This window comes from Fibrobacter sp. UWH5, assembly GCF_900142505.1.
In the GTDB taxonomy this organism is placed as follows: Bacteria; Fibrobacterota; Fibrobacteria; order Fibrobacterales; family Fibrobacteraceae; genus Fibrobacter.
In genome coordinates this window covers 635,074-654,323 of record NZ_FRBB01000001.1, presented here as the reverse complement: position 1 = coordinate 654,323, position 19,250 = coordinate 635,074, and the positions used below count along the sequence as shown (strand labels likewise).

Genomic DNA, 19,250 nt, shown 5'->3' with positions numbered 1-19,250 from the left:
CAATATGTGATTTAGCAAACAATTACCGCTAACCAAAAAAAGCCCGACTGCTTTCGCAGCCAGGCTTTTTAATGTTCTAGGAACTCTGTCGAAGTACTTCGATTAGGCTTCGGTTGCGGTCGCTTCTGCAGCAGCGCTAGCGGGTGCTTCAGGAGCGGCTTCGGCTGCGGGAGCAGCTTCAGCGGCCGGGGTTTCAGCCTTCGGGGGGAGCAGAGCCTTCATGGAAAGCTTCACCTTACCCTTCGGGTCAACACCGAGGCAGAGAACTTCAACTTCGTCACCGACGTGAACGACGTCTTCGACCTTGTCGACGCGGTGGTCAGCAAGTTCGGAGATGTGCACGAGGCCATCGCGACCCGGGAGGATTTCGACGAATGCGCCGAACGGCTGGATCGTCTTAACCTTGCCCTTGTACTTGCGGCCCGGTTCCGGTTCTGCAGTGAGTTCTTCGATCATGCGGCGGCAAACTGCAGCAGCCTTACCAGTCGGAGCAGCGATGTCAACGTTACCGTTGTCGTCGATGTTGATGGTGCAGCCAGTCTGAGCCTGCATGCCCTTAATGACGGAGCCACCAGAGCCGATAACGTCACGGATCTTGTTGGTGGGCACCTTCATCTTGATCATGGTAGGAGCCTTTTCGGAAACCTTCGGACGAGGTGCGGCGAGGCCAAGTTCAGCCATGCGGCCGAGGATGTGGAGACGGCCCTGCTTGGCCTGTTCCAATGCCTGACGCATCAGTTCCGGAGTGATACCACGGATCTTGATATCCATCTGGAAGGCAGTGATACCTTCAGCGGTACCAGTCACCTTGAAGTCCATATCGCCGAGGTGGTCTTCAGTGCCGGTAATGTCGGACAAGATTTCGATCTTGCCGCCTTCCTTCACGGAACCCTTTTCGGAGATGAGGCCCATTGCGATACCAGCAACCGGAGCCTTGATAGGAACGCCAGCGTCCATCAAGCTCAAGCAGCCACCGCAAACGGAAGCCATGGAAGAAGAACCGTTGGATTCCTGAATTTCGGAAACCACGCGGATGGTGTACGGGAAGTCTTCGGGCAGCGGAAGAACTGCAGCCAGAGAACGTTCGGCGAGGTGGCCGTGACCGATTTCGCGGCGGCTGGTGCCGAGACGCTTGCATTCACCCACGCTGTACGGCGGGAAGTTGTAATGCAGCATGTAGCTCTTTGCGCCTTCACCCTGAAGGCTTTCATAACGTTGTTCGTCAGCCTTGGTGCCGAGAGTACATACAACGAAACCCTGAGTTTCACCGCGCTGGAAGATGGCAGAGCCATGAGCGCTGGGGAGAACGCCCATATCAATTTCGATGGGGCGGATTTCGGTAGTGGTACGGCCGTCCAAGCGGACGTGTTCGTTCAGGATCATTTCGCGCATTGCGGTGCGTTCCAGATCGCCGAAGATTGCCTTGGCATCAGCAAGGAGAGCTGCGTCCTGAGCGTCGCCTTCGCCAATGATAGCGAGGATACGCGGATCTTCAGTCATACGCTTGCAGAGGTCTGCCATAGCAGGATAGAAGTCGGTCTTGACCATGTTGGAATGAACGTCCTTCTGGAGTTCGTCATTCACAACTTCCTTAACGGTGGTGAGCAGCTTTTCGTGAGCTTCGCCAAGATCCTTCGGAGCGAGGATCATCTTCGGCATCTTACCGCACTGGTCAACAAGCTTCTGCTGAGCAATGCAAAGCTGCTTGATGACTTCGTGACCGGCGAGGATAGCGTTGATCATGGTGTCTTCGGACACTTCATAAGCGCCACCTTCCACCATGCAGACGGAGTCTTCGGTACCGGCGACCACCATGTCCAGATCGGCGCATGCAATCTGATCATAAGTGGGCATCACAACGTTCTGACCGTCAACGACGGCCACGCGAACTGCAGCAACCTGCTGTTCGAACGGGAGGTCAGAGAGACCAATGGAGAGAGAAGCAGCGCTCACGCCGAGAACGTCGGGAGCGAACTTCTTGTCGGCAGACATGACCTGCACGATGACCTGGACTTCACGAGTGAAGTTTTCCGGGAACATGGGGCGGATCGGTCGGTCGATAATACGAGCAGAGAGGGTTTCTTCGTCAGACGGACGACCAGCTTCACGCTTGGAATAGCCACCCGGGAGGCGACCAGCAGCGTAGGCCTTTTCGCGGTATTCAACCGTCAGGGGGAAGAAGTCACCTTCCTTTTCTTCGCCGTAGCAGACAGTGGACAGAACAAATGCGTCGCCCATCTTGGCAACAGCAGCGCCACGAGCCTGCTTGGCAATACGGCCGGTTTCGAAAGAGATGACACGACCATCGGGAAGTGTTACAGACACTTCCTTCGGGTCCAGCATCTTGCCGTACTTTTCTTTGTAAGCATCAATAGACATAGATTATCTCCAGTCCACAGAAATTAGCCGCGGAGACCCAATTCCTTGATAAGAGCACGCTGAGCGACAATGTCCTTTTCGCCGTAGTACTTGAGGAGAGTCTTGCGCTTTGCAACCATCATAGACAGACCGCGCAGAGAGTGGTGGTCCTTCTTGTGCTGCTTGGCGTGTTCGGTGAGGTTCTTGATCTTTTCAGTCAGGAGAGCGATCTGAACGCGGACGTTACCGGTGTCCTTTTCGTTTGCGCCAAACTTAGCGGTGATTTCTGCAGCCTTTTCTTTAGTAATAGTAGCCATTTTACTACCTGTTCCTTTTGGTTTGTTTGTTTTACTTATTTACACGTTTGCACCCGAGTATTCTACTTGAACTCCCAGTGGAATATAACTGGACGGGAATACCAAGGTGAAATGACGTTGAGGAATAATATAGGTAAAAAGAAGAGAGACGAAAGACGGGAAACGAGAGAAAAGAGGGAAAAAAGGGGCCAAAAGGGGTGTTTGCGACTGATTTTAAAAACTCGCAATTCATATTTCGTAATTCATAATTAAGACAACTGATTTTTCTATCATTGTTGGCGAAGGGTTTAGATAAATTTTGAAGAAGGTTTTACTGGTCATTTTTGCGATTGTATTCTTGTGCGGGGGCGTACTCCCTGCGGTGGAAGATTATCTTGACGAAATCGCAAACAGTAAGGAAGTTCTCACCTTCTTCAACAAGAAAGATTCCCCTGAAAAGCTGAAGAAGTTCATCGTTTCGGTGAACCGAAATTTGAGCGTTGCCGACGTGGATCGTTTTGCCGGATACATCCTGACCTACTCAAAACAGTATGATATGGATTACAAGTTGGTGGCAGCCATTATCGCTCAGGAAAGCAGGTTCAAGGTCAACGCCAAAAGTCGCGTCGGGGCTTTGGGTCTTATGCAGATCATGCCAACCACCGGGAAAAATGTCGCTCAAAAGTTGAAGCTTTCCAAGTACAGTTTGTTGAACCCGAAAGACAATATCCAGATTGGCGTAAAGTTCCTGTCGATGCTCCGCAGCGAGTACAAGGGCGATATAAACCTGATGTTGGCCCACTACAATGGCGGATACAGGCAGGCGGAACTGTACAAGGCATTCAGGTATTTTGAATTTTTACGCCTGATAACCATGCAGTACGAGACCTTTAATTACGTGAAAAAAGTAAAGACCAACTACCGAAAAATCTCCCGCGACGAGGTATGAGGTGGTCGCCTACGGCTCCTTTCAGCGATGAGCTATGAGCCTTGAGCAATGAGCTAGATAATCGCGCCAAAGGGACCTGACGTCACCCTGAGGAATCTCAGGATCTTGTGCGTTCACGGGATTCTGAAACAAGTTCAGAATAACAGTTTGCGGATGTTCAGAGAGACAGTCCCCACTGTTCACTATCCCCCCCCCCTCTAGGTTGCGAAGCAACCGACCTGAAACCTCTAGCGTAGCGAACCTCATTTTCAATTGCTATCTTTGGCCGCAAATGTTCGAGTCCTTGAATTTTCACTTTTCCTTCTACGACTACCTGCTGGTAGCCATGGTGACTGCGCTTGGAACCTTGAGTGCTTACCTGAAGGACCCGCAGCTGAAGGCGGTTACGGCCACCATTCCCATCCCCTTCGGTTTCGCCTACATCGCCGTGGGCCTCCCCATCGGGGCCGCAAACGCCATTTCCGGATTCATGTGCATGCTGTATGCGAACATCGTCCGCATCCTCCATTACAAGGCTAAAGTGCCTATCGTGCTATCCATCATTATAGGCCTTGCCTGTTTCGTGGCCATGGGCACCTTCCTTATGCCCCGCATCCCCGACAACGAAGCCTTTTTCGTAGGGGTCTGTGCCTTCGACTTTATCGTTGGCCTCATCATGTTCCAGAAGCAAAAATACAAGGCCGGTGTCCGCTACAAGACACCCCTGCCCATCTACATCAAGGCCCCCGCCATTGCCGGCGTGGTCAGTGGCCTCATGTTCATCAAGCGACTCATGGGCGGATTCTGCACCAGCTTCCCCATGATGAACTCCATCGTCAGCTACGAAAGCCGTTTTTCATTGGGTGACCAGTGCCGTCAGCTGCCCCTGTTCCTGATTGCAGGCCCCTTTATGTTCCTGGAGATGCACTTTATCGAGACCCGCCTGGGCCTAAACCATTGGCTGGTACTGCTTAGCGGCTACATTATCTTCAGCGTGATTTACGTTCCCCTGAACAATGAACTGAAACGAAGGAACGCCTGTAACTACAACAACCCCCAGGAATAGTTCCCCATAGGCATATTCCAAGCTGTTGTGATTAAATAAACGTTTTTAACAACAAGGGCGCCCCAAAGGCGTCCTTTTTCGCTATTTGGAAATATCTTATATAATGGTAATTTGGCACTTCATACAATTTAGGGTGCCGCTGGTGAAATCTGGAGAATATATGTTTGGAAAAATCAAGGCGATTGGCATTATGGCAGCCATTGTTGCCACCGGTGTAACACAGTCCAACGCTGAAGCTTACGACTGGGGTAACGTCCGTTTCGATGGTGGCGGATTCATGAGCGCCATCCTCCCCAGCCCCTATCAGAAAGATTTGATTTACGCCCGTACCGACGTGGGCGGCATCTACCGCTGGGATGCAACCAAGTCCTACTGGATTCCTCTTATGGACCAGTTCAGCGAAGAAGACAAGGGTCTTTACGGCACCGAATCTTTCGCCCTGGACCCCACCGATCCCAAGCGCATTTACGTTTTGGCAGGTACCGGCTATTTTAGCTGGGGACGCACGGCCGTGCTCCGCTCCGAAGACTACGGTACCACCTGGGACACCACTTATGTAGGCAACAAGGAAGGCGAAGGTATTCTCGCCCACGGTAACGGCATGGGCCGCCAAACTGGCGAAAAGCTGGCCGTAGACCCCAACATGCCCAACATTATTCTTTGCGGTAGCCGTACTGCAGGCGTTTACAAGAGTGAAGACTATGGTAAAACCTGGAGCAGCCTCTACAAGGTGGCTATTTCCAGCGCCTCGGGAAACAGCCTGAGCGGCGTAAATGGTGTCGCCTTCGTCATGTTCGACGAATCCCAGGGCAAGCTAGCCGACGGCAGCACCGCCACCATTTACATCGGTATTTCCGACACCAAGGACAATCTGCAAGTTTCTAAGGATGGCGGTAAGACCTGGAAGACTATCGAAGGCGGCCCCTCCAAGTACATGCCCCACCGCGCCAAGATCGTAGATGGCGATATGTACATCACCTACGCCGATGGCCCCGGCCCCCATAACATTAGCGGCGGCGCCGTGATGAAGCTGAATCTCAAGTCCGGCACCTGGACCGACATCACCCCGTATGATGATGAAGAAGACGAAGGCGGCACCGTTCAGCACAAGAAGAACGAAAGTTCCTACGGCGGCATCGCCATCGACCCCAAGGACAAGAATCACATTGTAGTTTCTACCCTGGGCAAGTACACCGGCCGGCACGTAACCAAGGACGAAAAGGATAACTACGGCGACCGCATTTACGTTACCACAGACGGCGGCAAGAACTGGGTCCATGGTCAGCATTACGGCGACGTACCCAATATCGACGCCAACGGTACCGACTGGATTCCGGGTAATGCCATCCACTGGGCAGGCTCCCTGGAATTTGACCCGTTCAACAACAAGAAGGTCTGGGTCACCAGCGGTAACGGTATTTTCACTACCGACGACATCACCGCCAAGGTTCCTGTCTGGAAGTTTGAATCCAAGGGCGTAGAAGAAACCGTTCCCCTGGATATTGTCAGCATTCCGGGCGGTCCCCTGGTTACGGCCATCGGCGACTATGATGGTGGAGTCTACACCGACATTAACGCACCCGTCAAGCGCCACTTCCCCATCGTAGGTTCTACAGAAAGCATCGGCTACGCAGCCCTCACCGGCACCTTGATGCGTACCGGTATCGTAACGGTCTACGGCCAGTACGATTCCAAGAGCTACAAGAAGATGTACCGTTCCGACGACTTGGGCAAAACCTGGGACGAGATGCCCATGGACACCACAAGCACCATGGAGAACATGCGTAAGGGCCACCTGACTCTCTCCGCAGACGGCAAGGTCATCATGCACAAGCCGGAAAACGGATCCAGCTTCTATCGCTCCGTTGACAACGGCAAGACATGGAAAGAAGTAAAGACCGGTAGCGGCAACGGCCGTATGGCTTCTGACCCCGAGAACCCGAAGGTATTCTACGTCATCGGCGATAACGGAGAAGTGATCGTTTCCAATGACGCCGGCGAAACCTTCAAGCAGGTAACATCTCTCAAGACCAACGAAAACTTCTCTGGCGATGGTAACCCCATCCGTACCGTTCCCGGCAGAGAAGGCCACATCTGGGTGGCTCGCGACCAGAATCAGATCTGGCAGAAAGACGGTTACACTCATAACGGTCTCAGCTATACCGAAGACGGTGGCAAGACCTGGAATGATTGCGACATCGTAGGTACCGCCGTTGCAGTAGGTATCGGTAAGGCAAAAGAAGGCGCCGACTACGAAACCATCTACATCTGGGGCGGCACCAGGGAATATGTAGGCGAAGGCCAGTGGGGCGGCAAGGAATACAAGTACTCCACCGTCGGCCTCTACCGCAGTACCGACAAGTGCAAGACTTTCGAACGCATCAACGATGACATGCATCAGTTCGGTGGTCCGGGTAACGGCAAGTTCGTCCAGGGCGACATGAACAACTACGGCGTGGTGTATATGAGTACCGTTGGCCGTGGCCTGATTGTTGGCGCACCGGAAGGAACCAACATTGTCATGAACAACCCCAGAATCATCAACATCGGACGTTCCGCCAGCATGAACCAGCAAGGACGCAGCCTCCAGATCGCAGCCCCCGAGGGAGCCGTTCTCAAGCTGTATTCCGCAAACGGAAAGATTGTCCTTTCTCAGCAAGTTGGCGGCAATGCAAACGTCAGCCTGAACAGAATTCCCATGGGTAAGTACATCGCCCGATTGACCAACGCCAACGGAAACAATCTGCTTTCCAAGGCCATCCTGGTCAAGTAAGCTTTAAGGAGCAAGAAAAGAAAGCCCTCGGTTTTTAGAACCGGGGGCCTTTCTTATGCAATTTTTTGGGAAAATTACTTGGCGAGAGCACTGAAAGATTCAGTGTAGGAGTTCTTGATAGCCATTTCATCGGTCAAATTGTACATAAAGTACAGCTGACCCAGATTCAAGGTCACGAGGGTACCGGTTTCGTCAAGAGCGACAGTGGCGGCCAATTCAACAGTCTTGGGTCCCATGCACATGGTGTTGGTAAAAGACCTCATGTGCAAGACGCCAGCGGCAACAGACCATTCGCCGTAAACAGGATTGCAGTCTGCGGTAGCAATGTCTGCTGCCAGGGCAGGAGCGTCAAACTGGAATTCATGAGTATTCTTGTCGAAAGTCAGCGTGCCCGGAGCTGCGGTGTAATTGAACATGGAATGCATTTCACCAGAAGCCTTGTTGGCCATACCATTGGCGTTCCATGCACCATTCAGGCAGTCATCGGAAATGCCGTTAGCGCAAAGTTCTGCACGGGTCGGATCCGGAGTGCTATCATCGCTACAGGCAGACAGGAGACCCAGGGAGCAAACGCCAGCCAGGGCGATCAAAGAAAACTTTTTCATATAAAACCTCTGTTATTTGTGGTTGAATATAAGAAAAAGTGGCGAACATTTTTTTGTATTGATTTTATTTTACCAAAAGACAATGGCTTTTTTACGCAAAAAAGCATAATGTTGTAAAAAAGAACAACGGAAATCCCCCATTTATATGTACAGACAGGTCAGGAATAGCTATTTTTGGCCCGTGTTTGGAGAGGTCTGCGACTTAACAACAGCAGACGAGTGGAGTTATAGTAGAATGAAGAGATATCTGACAGCAGCAGTTTTGGCTACTTCACTGATGTCGCTCAGTGAAGCAGCCCCAAGCACAAACTTCCAGGTCAACTTGCTGGGCGATTCTAATATGGGGAGCCCTAGCCTCACCCATGCCGAAAAGAATTACCAGGCAAGCGTCAAGGTTTATTCCATGTTGGGCAAGGAAGTTCTAACCTTAGGTAAGAACACCACCTACTTCGAAGCTACCAAGGCATGCAGCCAGAACCTCCCCTCAGGCCGCTACGTGATCAATATCAGGGCAAACGGAACCGACCGCAGTTCCATTATCAATGTTAGATAGTCTAAACCCGACTCTATACTAAATCTTAATCAAGTCCAGGACCGAAAGCACTTCATCCTGGACTTTAAATTTGACTTCAAAGCCAGCAAACTTAAAGCCGTAAACTCGGTCGGCATCCTTCTGGTAAGCCGGGCGGGGATCCTCAGCCAGAATTTCGCGGAGGGTATCCAATTTTTCTGTCGGAAACTCCCCAAGGTCCACGGAGAATTCCACCTTCAGGCTTTTTTCGCGGAGGGGTTCCGCAAAGCCGCCCAGTGCATCGGGCACGGAATCGGCATAAGGCAAATAGGGCTTGATGTCTACAATGGGAGTTCCATCCATCATGTCGGCGCCGCTAACGATAATTTCGGGGCCGCAATAATCCCCGTCAACCACGTTCAGGCGGATTTCCTCGATTTTTACGCAGCTCATGGCCACGGGATTAGGGCGGAAACTGCTGCGGGTGGCAAAAACTCCCAGACGCTTGTTGCCTCCGAGGCGGGGCGGGCGCACCGTAGGGCTCCAGCGATTTTCGCCGTTCTCGCCCACCCTTACATTTTCTGAAAAAATCCAGAGGACCCACAGGTGGCTAAAACCCTCGAGACCGCGCAAGGCGTCGGCCACTCGAAACTCAGGTTCAAAGCGAATGGAGGAACGCAATTCCTTTAGCAATCCACTCTGGCGGGGAATGCCGAACTTATCGGGAAAGTCACTCCGGATTCTGGCAATGACCTTAAAGGGGAAATGAGATGGGGTTTCGCAGTCTGGGTTCACAGAGCCATATATAAAAATTTCTATCTTGCCCCACCGATGATTTAACTCAGGCGAATGTTTTTTCGCCGCAACATAGAAGAGGAACAAATGACCGTAGTCGTCTTTATTCTTTACTTGTTGATGATGCTAGGCATCGGTGCCTACTTCTCTCGCAAGGCAAATAGCCTCAACGCCTACTACCTGGGCGATCGTGGCATGAACAAGTGGGTGGTGGCTATGTCCGCCCAGGCTTCCGATATGAGTGGCTGGATGCTCATGGGTCTCCCCGGCGCCATCTACCTCAGCGGTTTTTCCGAAGCTTGGATCGGTATCGGTCTGGTAATCGGTACCTATTTCAACTGGAAGATCGTTGGTCGCCGTCTCCGCAAGTACTCTCACTTCTGCGGCGACTCCATTACCCTCCCCGACTTCCTCTCTAACCGTTTCCGCGACAAGAAGGGCATCATCCGCGTGATCGCATCCTTCTTCATCCTGGCATTCTTCCTGTTCTACACCGTTTCCGGCTTCGTGGCTTCCGCAAAGCTCTTCGGCACCATCTTCGGTCTTGACTACACCACCGGCCTTATCATCGGTGCCGTCGTGGTTGTTAGCTACACCTTCATGGGCGGCTTCTTCGCTGTTTGCTGGACCGACTTCATCCAGGCTTCCATGATGCTCATTGCCGTGCTGGTGATTCCCACCATCATCTGCGTTTCCGGTGGCGGCTTCGCTGCAACCATGGATGCAGTGAACGTACAGAATCCCTACCTCATGAGCCTCTTCACCAACGCCTCTACCGGCAAGGCCATCGGTTTCATCTCCCTGATTTCCAGCCTGGCCTGGGGTCTCGGCTACTTCGGTATGCCCCACATCCTGGTCCGTTTCATGTCCATCAAGAACGCTGAAGAAATCAAGCATTCTCGCCGCATCGCCATGACTTGGGTCATCATCTGCCTCGGTGCTGTGATCATGATCGGTCTCCTTGGCCGCTATTATGTAAGCGCTAACGGTCTCACTGTCCAGGACCCTGAAAGAATCTTCATGGTCCTCTGCCAGGCCCTCTGCCATCCGGCTATCGCCTCTATCCTCATGGCCGCCATTCTCGCCGCTATCATGAGTACCGCAGACTCCCAGCTCCTGGTTTCTGCTTCCGCTTTCAGTAACGACATGTACAAGCACATCTTCCGCAAGAACGCCTCCAACAAGGAACTGATGTGGGTGAGCCGCGTTGTGGTTGCCGTTATCGCAATTATCGCTGTTCTCGTGGCACTCCAGGGCGCACCTTCCGCTGGTGCCGCTAAGGAAGGCAAGAGCTTCCTTGACGTGGTCATGAGTCTGGTCAGCTTCGCCTGGGGTGGCTTCGGTGCAACCTTCGGTCCGCTGGTTCTGTTGGCCCTCTTCTGGAAGCGCACCACCCTGCCCGCAGCCGTTGCCGGTATGCTGGTTGGCGGTATCACCACCTTCGTCTGGAAGTTCTACCTCTCCGGCCTCAGCGGTGAAATCTTCCAGATTTACGAACTGGTTCCGGGCTTTGTATTCAGCATGGTTACCATCATCGTGGTAAGCCTTTTGACCAAGGCCCCCTCCAAGGAAATCCAGGACGAATTCGACCAGGTGGAACACACCCGCTTGAGCGATATGAAGCTGTAAGATTAGATATCAGATACACGATATGAGATATGGATTTCTCATGTTGTGAGATTCCGAAAAAATCGGAATGAAGATTTGCAGAATTCAATTTAATCTTCAGCAAAAAGAAACCCAGACTTTTTAAGTCCGGGTTTCTTTTTTTATAGTCTAACGTTCTAGATTAACAGAACTAAGTCGTCTTTCCAGAATCCAGACCCTTCACAGGAAGAACCTTTACAGAACCATCGGCACCGATTACCACGGCAATACCGGCCAGGTAAGTAATCCAGCTGCGATTTTCGTAGTATCTAAGGTCAATCTGACGGCCAGAGGCATAAATTGTCAAAGGAGCCAGGAACATGTCGTGGGTATTCACCACGCTTACACGAGCCTTCTTGGAAATCACGCCCACCAGGAATTCATCAATGAACTGCTTGGCACGAGAGTCCAGGTCATAGAAGGCATCTTCATAACCGCCATTGAAAGCCCAGTCCGTTGTAGCCACATAGTTTCCATCGGTAGACAAGGCTGCATAAGCATTGAAAGCGGAGTCATTCTTGATGAACCAGCCTCCATTCAACACGCCATAAGCATCGTGGTTGAATCCAGTTTCACCACGACCCTTGGCGATATTCTCCAACGTTTCGCGGGTACGGACATATTCAGAATGAGCGTAGTAGGCCGGATCATCGCTTGCGATTTTCTGGCCCACGGACTGAGCAGAGAAAATACCGAATTCCGTCAGGTGAGAAGTTTTTCCAGAACTGGAATTACGTTCGGCATGGCGCAGAACAAAGACCACCTTTTCATCGGGCTGCAGGGCCTTGAACACCTTTTCTACACTAGTGAAAGTCGTCAGGTCCGGATTGGCCGGATCGTATGCCACGTCGGCATCGGGATCAGCAAAGATCGTTCCCTTAAAAGGGGGCGTTCCAAGAGAATCCAGGCAATAGACGCCGTTACCCATGCCATTGTCAAGAGGTTTGACTTCGCAGCCCTCGGGTACATAAGAGGGTTCATCGATATCGGTTCCAACAGCATAGGGGTCCGCATTGGGATTCTCCGTCGGACCTTCAACACCGCTAGAAGATTCAGGCTGAGACGGATCCAAAGTAGGATTAGACGGATCCACTGTGGGGTCAACAGTCGGATCAGACGGATCGGCAGAGGCCGAAGACTGCGCACCCGGTTCAGGAGACATGCCGGAATCGGAAGAAAGGATTTCTGATGCAGGAGGATTAGGATCGTTAGAAGGTTCTGTTGCAGAACTACTGTCGCCACAAGCCCAGAACAGGGATGAGCACAGGACAGGCAAAATCAGGAATTGTTTTTTCATAGACTCTAATCTAACAAAAAGGGCCAAAATGACAAGTAAATTTTAGGAAAGGGTCTACGAACACCAGCGATTCCTTTCGTATTCCCGCAATATTTCCACAGCATCGGCAGGTTCGTGCCCTTCTACACGCCTCAAAAAGTCGCCCACCGTTTCACCAGGTTCTCGGTGGAAGCCTGCACGAGCCAGTTCCTTTTCGGCTGCATCCAACTTTTTTGCCCAGAGAATCGCCTTGGCCGACGTAGACACGATTCGCTTTTGACGAGCCCTAAGGGCTCCACGGGTTTTGATCGCAACAAGGAACGCTGACAATAAAACGAGAAGCAGGTAAGGGATTCCGCTATCTATAAAGCTCTGGGTGTAGTTCTGCCAGCTGTCTACGGAACGTCTCCATTCACCTTCCTTTAAGAAATGCATGATACGGGCGGCGCGACCGCGGATTCCTTCCCACTTTACGCTGAACCAGCTAGACTCGGTGCCCAAGGGAGAAAACATAGGAGGCGTGGGGTCAAAAATAGCCCAATGACCATCCACAAAAACTTCGACCCAGGAATGGGCATGCTTACGACGGAACACCGCATAGGGGCGGCCCTCCACCACTTCGGGGTGAGCAAAGCCGGTAGCATAGCGGGCAGGAATTCCAACGCGGCGCAAAGCGAGAGCCGCCAAGGTAGCGTAGTATTCACAGAAGCCCTGCTTGGCATGCCAGAAAACAGACAGAGGATCCCGGGTCACATTCCCGCCACTGCGCCAACGTTCCAGTCCCGGAATCTGCAAAGAATAAGTAAAATGATTCTTGAAATAAGCCAGAACACGCTGAAGATTTTCTGCATCGGAATTTTCACCGGAAATGCTGTCGCCACGGACCAGTCCCATTTCGGCCACTACGGAATCCATAAGCGCTTCATAGCGGGCACCAACATGCAGGTCCCCTTCGCTGTACGCCAGCAGGGAATCCGGGATGACGCAATTTCTCTGGGAGCCACCAACGCCTTGAGCATCTCCATTCTCCTGAGCATCGCAAACGAAGTAGTACCAGTCCGAACGTTTGCCGTTCTGATCTAGCCCGCGGACCATGCCCCCGGCAAAATACTGTAATGAATCCACGTCCTTTGCGGCATAGCCCACCGCACCATAGGGAGCAAATACAAAACCAAAATTCTTTACGGAGGACTGTACCCAAACCTGTCGTACTCCATGGTTAGCGGAACCTGCCGGAGTCTCCCCCATCGAAGTAACAGAATCCATCACTTCCATCACCGCGTAGTCCACCTGGTAATAGGCCGGCGTCAAAGTCTTTACTTGTTCCGTAGGAAGTTTCCAGATTCCCGCCACGTACTTTTCGTAACTGGCCGCCTTCAGATAATTGGAAGGCAACGAATCCCACACGCGGAGCACCACCTGACTATTATACTTGCCGTTGTAATTGCTGCCAAAACTTCCCAGTGCCGCCACCTGGTCAAAGCCCATGACCCGTTCACGCTGGTAATAATCCTCGGCCCACCGCGCCCCTTTTTCGTAGCGATGCGCCCGCCAATAACGCCACCCGCCAAAAGCGATTCCGCCCAAGGCAACCACCAGCAGCACAAACAAAAGATACTTGTACCAGGCCGTTCCCCGTCGGCTGTAGGCAAACAGGCAAAGCAGCAACCCTACAATACCAGCAACAGCCCAACCCTTAGGCACCATGAACATGCCAAACAGCAAGGCCGCCACACCGTCAAAAGCCACGAAAGCTTCAAAGCCGCCATTACCGCGACTGCGTTCCTGCAACGCCGCCAAGAACAGCAAATACAATCCCGGCAAGAAAATCATCATGGGGTTCACACCGTTCTCCACACCGGGAGTCACCACCCAATACAAGGCCAGCGGCACAATGGCCCCATAGGCAGGAATCTTGTTGTACTTGGGGCGCTTGGAAAATTCCCTGCGGCTGGTGGCGTTCAAGAATCCCGTCACGGCAAAGTAAATCGCAAAAAGCAGGCCCAGCCAAGTCGCCTCGAAAGTATGCCCCAAGTTAAAGGAGGCTGTCATCAAGAACAAGCATTTGGCTACATAACGGATGTCTACTATTTCTTTTTTCACAGCGACACCCCCGACTTTATGGAAGCGGGCTCCACGAACAGGCACTTATCCGAAGATGGATCACGGCCCACCACAATATGCTTGTGGACCAGAGGTTCTTCCTTGGCGTACAGTCCCACCCGAAGCACCGGATCCATGGGCCGTGCCGCAGGAGACCAAGGTCCTGGCTTTCTCGCCGAAATCAAGTTCGCCGCAGGAATTCGGGCCAGCGCGTCCATCAAGTTCTTGCGACGTTCCCCTTGGGCGGCACCACTACCAGCCAGCGGAATTTCTTCATCGTCAATAAAGAATCGCCCAAGGATGTTCCGTTCCAGAAGCCACAGGCCAATTCCCGCCGTCAAGCGGATGGCAAATTCCAGATGCTGACGTTCTCCAAAGGAGGGAGCTGCCGTATCCAGAACCAGAATGGCACCGGCCCCGCGTTCCGTTTCAAATTCCTTGGTAAAGGGCTTGCCGTAGCGGGCAAAAGCCTTGTGGTGCAAGTCTCGAAGAGCATCTCCTTCCCGGTACTCGCGGACGCCCACAAAATTCATTCCGCGATTTAGGCAAGACATCAACAGCGGGGCAAACACCATGCCGCTAGCCCCCGAGGTTAAGAACGGGAATTCACCCACCTTTATAGGATTCGGATAAACCAGCAATTCCGCAGAACCGCGATATTCAAAAGGCCACTGCAAAAGTCCCATGATTTCGGGAACGTTGGCCGCAATCTTTTTCAGCGGAAAAGCGCCGCGGTTCTTCGTCTGAATTTTGCATTCCAGTTTCTTAAAACCGTCAGCGGCATTAATCTGAACCATCTCGGATTCAAGCCAAGTCAAGCTCGGGTCCATACGGTAAGATGCCAACTGCACCGAATCCAGACGATCAGCAGATCCGCCTCCGCGACCAAACAATCGCAACAGCAGATTAGAAGAACGCTTACGACCGATGGCATTTATGGCATCTTCGCCCCCAACGCCCACATCGGCCCAGATGGTAGCCACCTCCCCCTCGTAAGCGGGAGTCACCACCACATTTTCCATAGAAACGTAATTCAGCTTGCTGGAACAGAACAGGGAAAGAATCATTCCCAGGAACAGCAAGAAATCCAGACCGCAAAACACCCAGGCCGCCCAGAATCCAGGGACCATGCCCACCGCCATAGACAAGGGCATCAATGCGGCAGCCGCCTTCCCCGCCGGAGTAAAATATTCCTGCCACAGGTAGAACGCGTGCATCAGAACACCCGCCCGCCGAGGCGCACGAGGAACACTACGAACAAACCAGGAGAAGAAAGACATGGGAGTAGGGAGTAGGGAGTAGACGGTAGACAGTAGACGGTAGGTGGTAGGAAGGGGAGAGTGTCATCCTGAGCGTAGTCGCAAAGCGACGAAGTCGAAGGATCTAGCAAATCAAGATATCAGAAACCAAATATGAGTTATGAGTTATCATTGTTGCGCCAAAGGCGCCCTTACCAGCGGTGAGTTTTCAGTTGTGAGCTATGAGTTTTTTATAGTCGCGCCAAAGGCGCCTTACTTTTAGCTCACTGCTCATCACTCGCAGCTCATCACTCATTACTAACCTCACTTCGGTACTTTAACTTTTTTCAGGATGCTTTGCAGGATGTTCTTGCAGGCTTCTGGATTGGCGCTGTCCTTGGCAAACACGCGATGTTCCATGACCGGGAAGAACACCCGCTGAATATCATCGGGATTCACGAAATCGCGACCAGCCACAAAGGCACAGGCCTGAGCCATTCGGACCAAGTTCAAACCAGCGCGAGGACTTGCCGCCAGACGTACGCCCCCGTCACTACGAGTCGCCTGCACAAGAGAAACGACATAACGTTCCAACGCCTCATCAATATGAATCTTGAAAACCTGTTTGCGGGCTTCGAGAATATCCACCGGCGAAGTCACCGCCACCACCTTGTCTACAGGCCGACCTTCACGATGGCTGCGCAGAATATCAAGCTCCGTTTCTTCGGTGGGGTAACCTACAGAAATGCGAACCATAAAACGATCCATCTGAGCCTCGGGCAAAGGGAACACCCCGTGGAATTCCACCGGATTTTCGGTGGCCAGAACCATGAATAATTCCGGCAACTTGTGGCGTTCACCTTCCAGCGAAACCTGACGTTCTTCCATGGCTTCCAAAAGCGAAGACTGAGTTCGTGGCGACGCACGGTTAATTTCGTCGGCCAGCAAAACCTGGGTAAAAACCGGACCCTTCTTAATATCAAATTCACCGGTCTTGGCATTATAAACCGCGCCACCCGTCACATCGGCAGGCAACAAGTCCGGCGTAAACTGGATTCGGGAAAATTCCGCCCCCACAGCCGCCGCCAGGGCCTTACTCAAAGTCGTCTTACCCGTACCCGGCACATCTTCAATCAGCACATGGCCATCGGCCAGCAATGCCATCACTAGAAGTTCCACCGTATCGGACTTCCCCAGCAACACCCCATTTAAAGCAGAAATCAAAGACTTAATCATACTTTAAATATATGTAAGTCAGAGAGAAAAGCGCTAACCAGGGGAAAAATAAATGAGAATTCATGCGCGAGAATCAGATACCAGTTATGAGGTATGAGGTATGTGATATGAGGTATGAGGTATGAGGTATGAGTTATGAGGTATGAGTTATGAGGTATGAAGTATGAGGTATGAGGTATGAGGTATGAGGTACGAGGTATGAGGTATGAGGTATGAGGTATGAGTTATGAGTTATGAGGTATGAGATATGAGATATGAGGTACGAGGTATGAGTTATGAGGTATGAGGTATGAGGTATGAGATATGAGGTATGTGGTATGAGGTATGTGGTATGTGGTATGTGGTATGTGGTATGTGGTATGAGTTATGAGGTATGAGGTATGAGGTATGAGATATGAGGTATGAAGTATGAGGTATGAGATATGAGGTATGAGGTATGAGGTATGAGGTATGAGGTATGAGGTATGAGGAAAATACAAAAAAGATTTTTTTTAACGCAATGGGTATAGAATTTTCATTTCACTTTTAACGTAAAGCAAAATCTTCTAGCAATTTGTCTTAAACAGCGAAGGCCGTAGGTCACTACGTTCAGGTTGGATTTTTCTTCGGCGTAAACAGTGGGAATGGGAAGTTCACCTATGGCAAAGCCTCGGGCATCCGCAATGGAAATCAGCTCCAGGTCGATGTCAAAGGAGGGGCTCAGGCGAGATAGTTCCACGGTGCGCAAGAAGTCGGCGGAGTAGAGAATGAATCCGCTGTGGCGATCAGTCAGCTTCTGACGGAACACCAGATTTTCTAGGGCGGTCAAGAAGGCTCCGCCAATTCTCTTGTGCAGGGGCATGTTCCCAGCCTTGGCGCCACCGGTCACTGCGTGGCGAGAGCCCTGCAATAGAGCGAGCGCAGACTCGTTACCGTGGCCATCTACGGTTCTGAAATTTTCCAGATGGTCTAGAAACTGGTCCAGCAAATCAGCGGGGTACTGTCCGTCGCCGTGAAGGCAGACGATGAACTTGGCGCCCGAGGAGAGTCCTTCGCTTAAGCCCTTTTTGACGACAGCGCCATAGCCGCTGTTCTTTTCAAAACGAAAATATTCGAGGCGGGGGGCGGAACCGTTCCGAGATTTTTCAACAGTTCCTTCCTGCGATTTTTCAGCGGGACCTTCCCGAAAACCTTCTACATATTTATCAAACTGTTTGCGGGTCCCGTCCTGCGATCCATCATCTATCACAAGAATCCTGGATTTGCGCCACACGCTTTGGGGAATTTTATCCAGCACACCGGCCAAGGTCTTTTCCACATTGTAGGCCGGCACAAAAATAAAGGTGTTGAATTCCGCGGGCATTATTCCGCCAACTTTTCAAGGCAATCCGAAGTGCTGTAATGTTCCGCAAACCAGGTCAGCGATTCCCGCAAGACTTCACGCAAGGGTGTCGAAGCCTTAAAGCCTACCAGCCGTTCCGCCTTTTCGACACTGGGCATGCGGCGGAGGGAATCTTCGTAGCCAACGCCATAGTATTCAACGCCGTCCACAATCTGTGCCCCAGGGATTTCTTCTACGGGAATGTGCTTTACATCGGCATAGATTTCGGTCATGATCCGTGCCAGTTCCGCAATGGAAATTTCGTTGTCAGGATTTCCAACGTTAAAGGCCTGGCCCTTTGCAGCCGCAGGATTTTCAAAGAGGCAGAAGATAAAATCAATGGCGTCATGAACCGAGGTAAAGGTCCGTCGGGCAAGTCCGCCATTCACAAGCTTAATGGGTTCGCCCCGCACCAGGGCCGTAGAAAAATTCGCCAGCACCCGGGGGATTCCTTCCCCATCGACGCCGGGCATAAAATCCATGTAGGGGCCAACAAAGTTGAAGGGGCGCACCACGGTCCATTGCAGGTTCGTAAGCCCTGCCATATAGCGTTCCGCCAGAAGTTTTGCGGTAGCGTAGCTCCAGCGACTTGCAGCCACCGACCCAAAGACAAGGTCTGCAGAATCTTCTTCCAGCAGGCCGGAATCCGCCGCGGTCTTTCCATAAATTTCGGAGGTAGAAAAATGGATTAGCCAGGACCCGCTCTTGGCGCAGGCGTCGGCCAGGCGGGCCGGGTGATCGTAATTGCTGCGAATGACGGTTGTCGCCTCGGACATATAACGGCTAGGCACGCAAATGGCAGCCAAGTTCACCACCACGGGGAACTGCGCAATGCGCTGCACCACGGAAGGGTTCGCCAGATCGCCGCAGTAGAATTCCACCCGCGGGTCAGCCAAGTGCTGCTGGATCCTGTAAGATTCAAGGTCTACGGCAAACACCCGCCAGCAGGTACGCTGCAGCACAGCTTTAAGCAGGTGACTACCAATAAAACCACCGCAGCCGACAATGGCCACGGTGATCGAATTGTCTTTAGGATTTAAGTGCGGGATTCTCAAGGA

The 19,250-nt window shown here is 52.0% G+C and carries 15 protein-coding genes; 5 read left to right on the top strand and 10 right to left on the bottom strand.

The window, feature by feature from the left end:
• Positions 1 to 102: 102 nt before the first annotated feature.
• Positions 103 to 2,340, bottom strand: a complete 2,238-nt coding sequence (gene pnp, locus BUB38_RS02740) for a polyribonucleotide nucleotidyltransferase (RefSeq protein WP_371328336.1) — start codon at positions 2,338 to 2,340, stop codon at positions 103 to 105.
• Between the two features lie 62 nt (positions 2,341 to 2,402).
• Positions 2,403 to 2,675, bottom strand: coding sequence for a 30S ribosomal protein S15 (gene rpsO, locus BUB38_RS02735; protein WP_073156633.1), 273 nt, complete (start codon positions 2,673 to 2,675; stop codon positions 2,403 to 2,405).
• Between the two features lie 298 nt (positions 2,676 to 2,973).
• Here rpsO and BUB38_RS02730 point away from each other — a divergent pair, with 298 nt between their 5' ends.
• The 3 genes from BUB38_RS02730 (at position 2,974) to BUB38_RS02720 (ending at position 7,421) form a co-directional block, all read left to right on the top strand.
• Positions 2,974 to 3,603, top strand: a complete 630-nt coding sequence (locus tag BUB38_RS02730) for a lytic transglycosylase domain-containing protein (RefSeq protein ID WP_073156630.1) — start codon at positions 2,974 to 2,976, stop codon at positions 3,601 to 3,603.
• 283 nt (positions 3,604 to 3,886) lie between these two features.
• Positions 3,887 to 4,648 carry a hypothetical protein gene (locus BUB38_RS02725; RefSeq protein WP_254794857.1) on the top strand — a complete coding sequence of 254 codons (762 nt, stop codon included), beginning with the start codon at positions 3,887 to 3,889 and terminating at the stop codon, positions 4,646 to 4,648.
• 160 nt (positions 4,649 to 4,808) lie between these two features.
• Positions 4,809 to 7,421 (top strand): VPS10 domain-containing protein, encoded by a 2,613-nt coding sequence (locus tag BUB38_RS02720; protein WP_073156625.1) that lies wholly within the window; start codon positions 4,809 to 4,811, stop codon positions 7,419 to 7,421.
• Positions 7,422 to 7,495: 74 nt separating this feature from the next.
• On the opposite strand, the gene BUB38_RS02715 is transcribed toward BUB38_RS02720, so the two are convergent.
• A complete protein-coding gene (locus tag BUB38_RS02715) occupies positions 7,496 to 8,026 on the bottom strand; it encodes a hypothetical protein (RefSeq protein WP_073156622.1) in 531 nt (176 codons plus the stop codon).
• Between the two features lie 235 nt (positions 8,027 to 8,261).
• Between BUB38_RS02715 and BUB38_RS02710 the strand changes: the two genes are divergently transcribed.
• Complete coding sequence (locus BUB38_RS02710) at positions 8,262 to 8,579, top strand: T9SS type A sorting domain-containing protein (RefSeq protein ID WP_158236587.1); 318 nt, start codon at positions 8,262 to 8,264, stop codon at positions 8,577 to 8,579.
• A gap of 18 nt (positions 8,580 to 8,597) precedes the next feature.
• Here BUB38_RS02710 and tsaA read toward each other — a convergent pair whose 3' ends face one another.
• A complete protein-coding gene (gene tsaA / locus BUB38_RS02705) occupies positions 8,598 to 9,332 on the bottom strand; it encodes a tRNA (N6-threonylcarbamoyladenosine(37)-N6)-methyltransferase TrmO (RefSeq protein ID WP_073156617.1) in 735 nt (244 codons plus the stop codon).
• A gap of 87 nt (positions 9,333 to 9,419) precedes the next feature.
• On the opposite strand from tsaA, the gene putP reads away from it, so the two are divergent.
• Entirely contained in the window at positions 9,420 to 10,961 is a 1,542-nt protein-coding gene (gene putP, locus BUB38_RS02700; RefSeq protein ID WP_073156614.1) for a sodium/proline symporter PutP, read from the top strand.
• Positions 10,962 to 11,130: 169 nt separating this feature from the next.
• Here putP and BUB38_RS02695 read toward each other — a convergent pair whose 3' ends face one another.
• The 6 genes from BUB38_RS02695 to BUB38_RS02670 form a co-directional block, all read right to left on the bottom strand.
• Positions 11,131 to 12,276, bottom strand: coding sequence for a phosphoglycerate mutase family protein (locus BUB38_RS02695; RefSeq protein WP_073156612.1), 1,146 nt, complete (start codon positions 12,274 to 12,276; stop codon positions 11,131 to 11,133).
• A 54-nt stretch (positions 12,277 to 12,330) separates the two neighbouring features.
• The gene (locus BUB38_RS02690) at positions 12,331 to 14,358 is read right to left on the bottom strand and encodes a DUF4129 domain-containing transglutaminase family protein (protein WP_139258171.1); all 2,028 of its coding nucleotides are present in this window, start codon (positions 14,356 to 14,358) and stop codon (positions 12,331 to 12,333) included.
• Positions 14,355 to 15,575, bottom strand: a complete 1,221-nt coding sequence (locus tag BUB38_RS02685; protein WP_073156607.1) for a DUF58 domain-containing protein — start codon at positions 15,573 to 15,575, stop codon at positions 14,355 to 14,357. Before BUB38_RS02685 ends, BUB38_RS02690 begins: the two co-directional genes overlap by 4 nt.
• 345 nt (positions 15,576 to 15,920) lie before the next feature.
• The gene (locus tag BUB38_RS02680; protein WP_073156605.1) at positions 15,921 to 16,832 is read right to left on the bottom strand and encodes an AAA family ATPase; all 912 of its coding nucleotides are present in this window, start codon (positions 16,830 to 16,832) and stop codon (positions 15,921 to 15,923) included.
• 514 nt (positions 16,833 to 17,346) lie between these two features.
• Positions 17,347 to 18,174 carry a glycosyltransferase family 2 protein gene (locus BUB38_RS02675; protein WP_073156602.1) on the bottom strand — a complete coding sequence of 276 codons (828 nt, stop codon included), beginning with the start codon at positions 18,172 to 18,174 and terminating at the stop codon, positions 17,347 to 17,349.
• Entirely contained in the window at positions 18,174 to 19,247 is a 1,074-nt protein-coding gene (locus BUB38_RS02670; protein ID WP_254794856.1) for an NAD-dependent epimerase/dehydratase family protein, read from the bottom strand. Before BUB38_RS02670 ends, BUB38_RS02675 begins: the two co-directional genes overlap by 1 nt.
• Positions 19,248 to 19,250: the final 3 nt, after the last annotated feature.

What these genes read in the sequence shown, in the direction of transcription:
- rpsO (WP_073156633.1), bottom strand. Translation starts at nt 2,675, where the DNA reads ATGGCTACTATTACTAAAGAAAAGGCTGCAGAAATCACCGCTAAGTTT.
- BUB38_RS02720 (WP_073156625.1), top strand. Translation starts at nt 4,809, where the DNA reads ATGTTTGGAAAAATCAAGGCGATTGGCATTATGGCAGCCATTGTTGCC.
- BUB38_RS02715 (WP_073156622.1), bottom strand. Translation starts at nt 8,026, where the DNA reads ATGAAAAAGTTTTCTTTGATCGCCCTGGCTGGCGTTTGCTCCCTGGGT.
- BUB38_RS02710 (WP_158236587.1), top strand. Translation starts at nt 8,262, where the DNA reads ATGAAGAGATATCTGACAGCAGCAGTTTTGGCTACTTCACTGATGTCG.
- putP (WP_073156614.1), top strand. Translation starts at nt 9,420, where the DNA reads ATGACCGTAGTCGTCTTTATTCTTTACTTGTTGATGATGCTAGGCATC.
- BUB38_RS02695 (WP_073156612.1), bottom strand. Translation starts at nt 12,276, where the DNA reads ATGAAAAAACAATTCCTGATTTTGCCTGTCCTGTGCTCATCCCTGTTC.
- BUB38_RS02685 (WP_073156607.1), bottom strand. Translation starts at nt 15,575, where the DNA reads ATGCACGCGTTCTACCTGTGGCAGGAATATTTTACTCCGGCGGGGAAG.
- BUB38_RS02680 (WP_073156605.1), bottom strand. Translation starts at nt 16,832, where the DNA reads ATGATTAAGTCTTTGATTTCTGCTTTAAATGGGGTGTTGCTGGGGAAG.
- BUB38_RS02675 (WP_073156602.1), bottom strand. Translation starts at nt 18,174, where the DNA reads ATGCCCGCGGAATTCAACACCTTTATTTTTGTGCCGGCCTACAATGTG.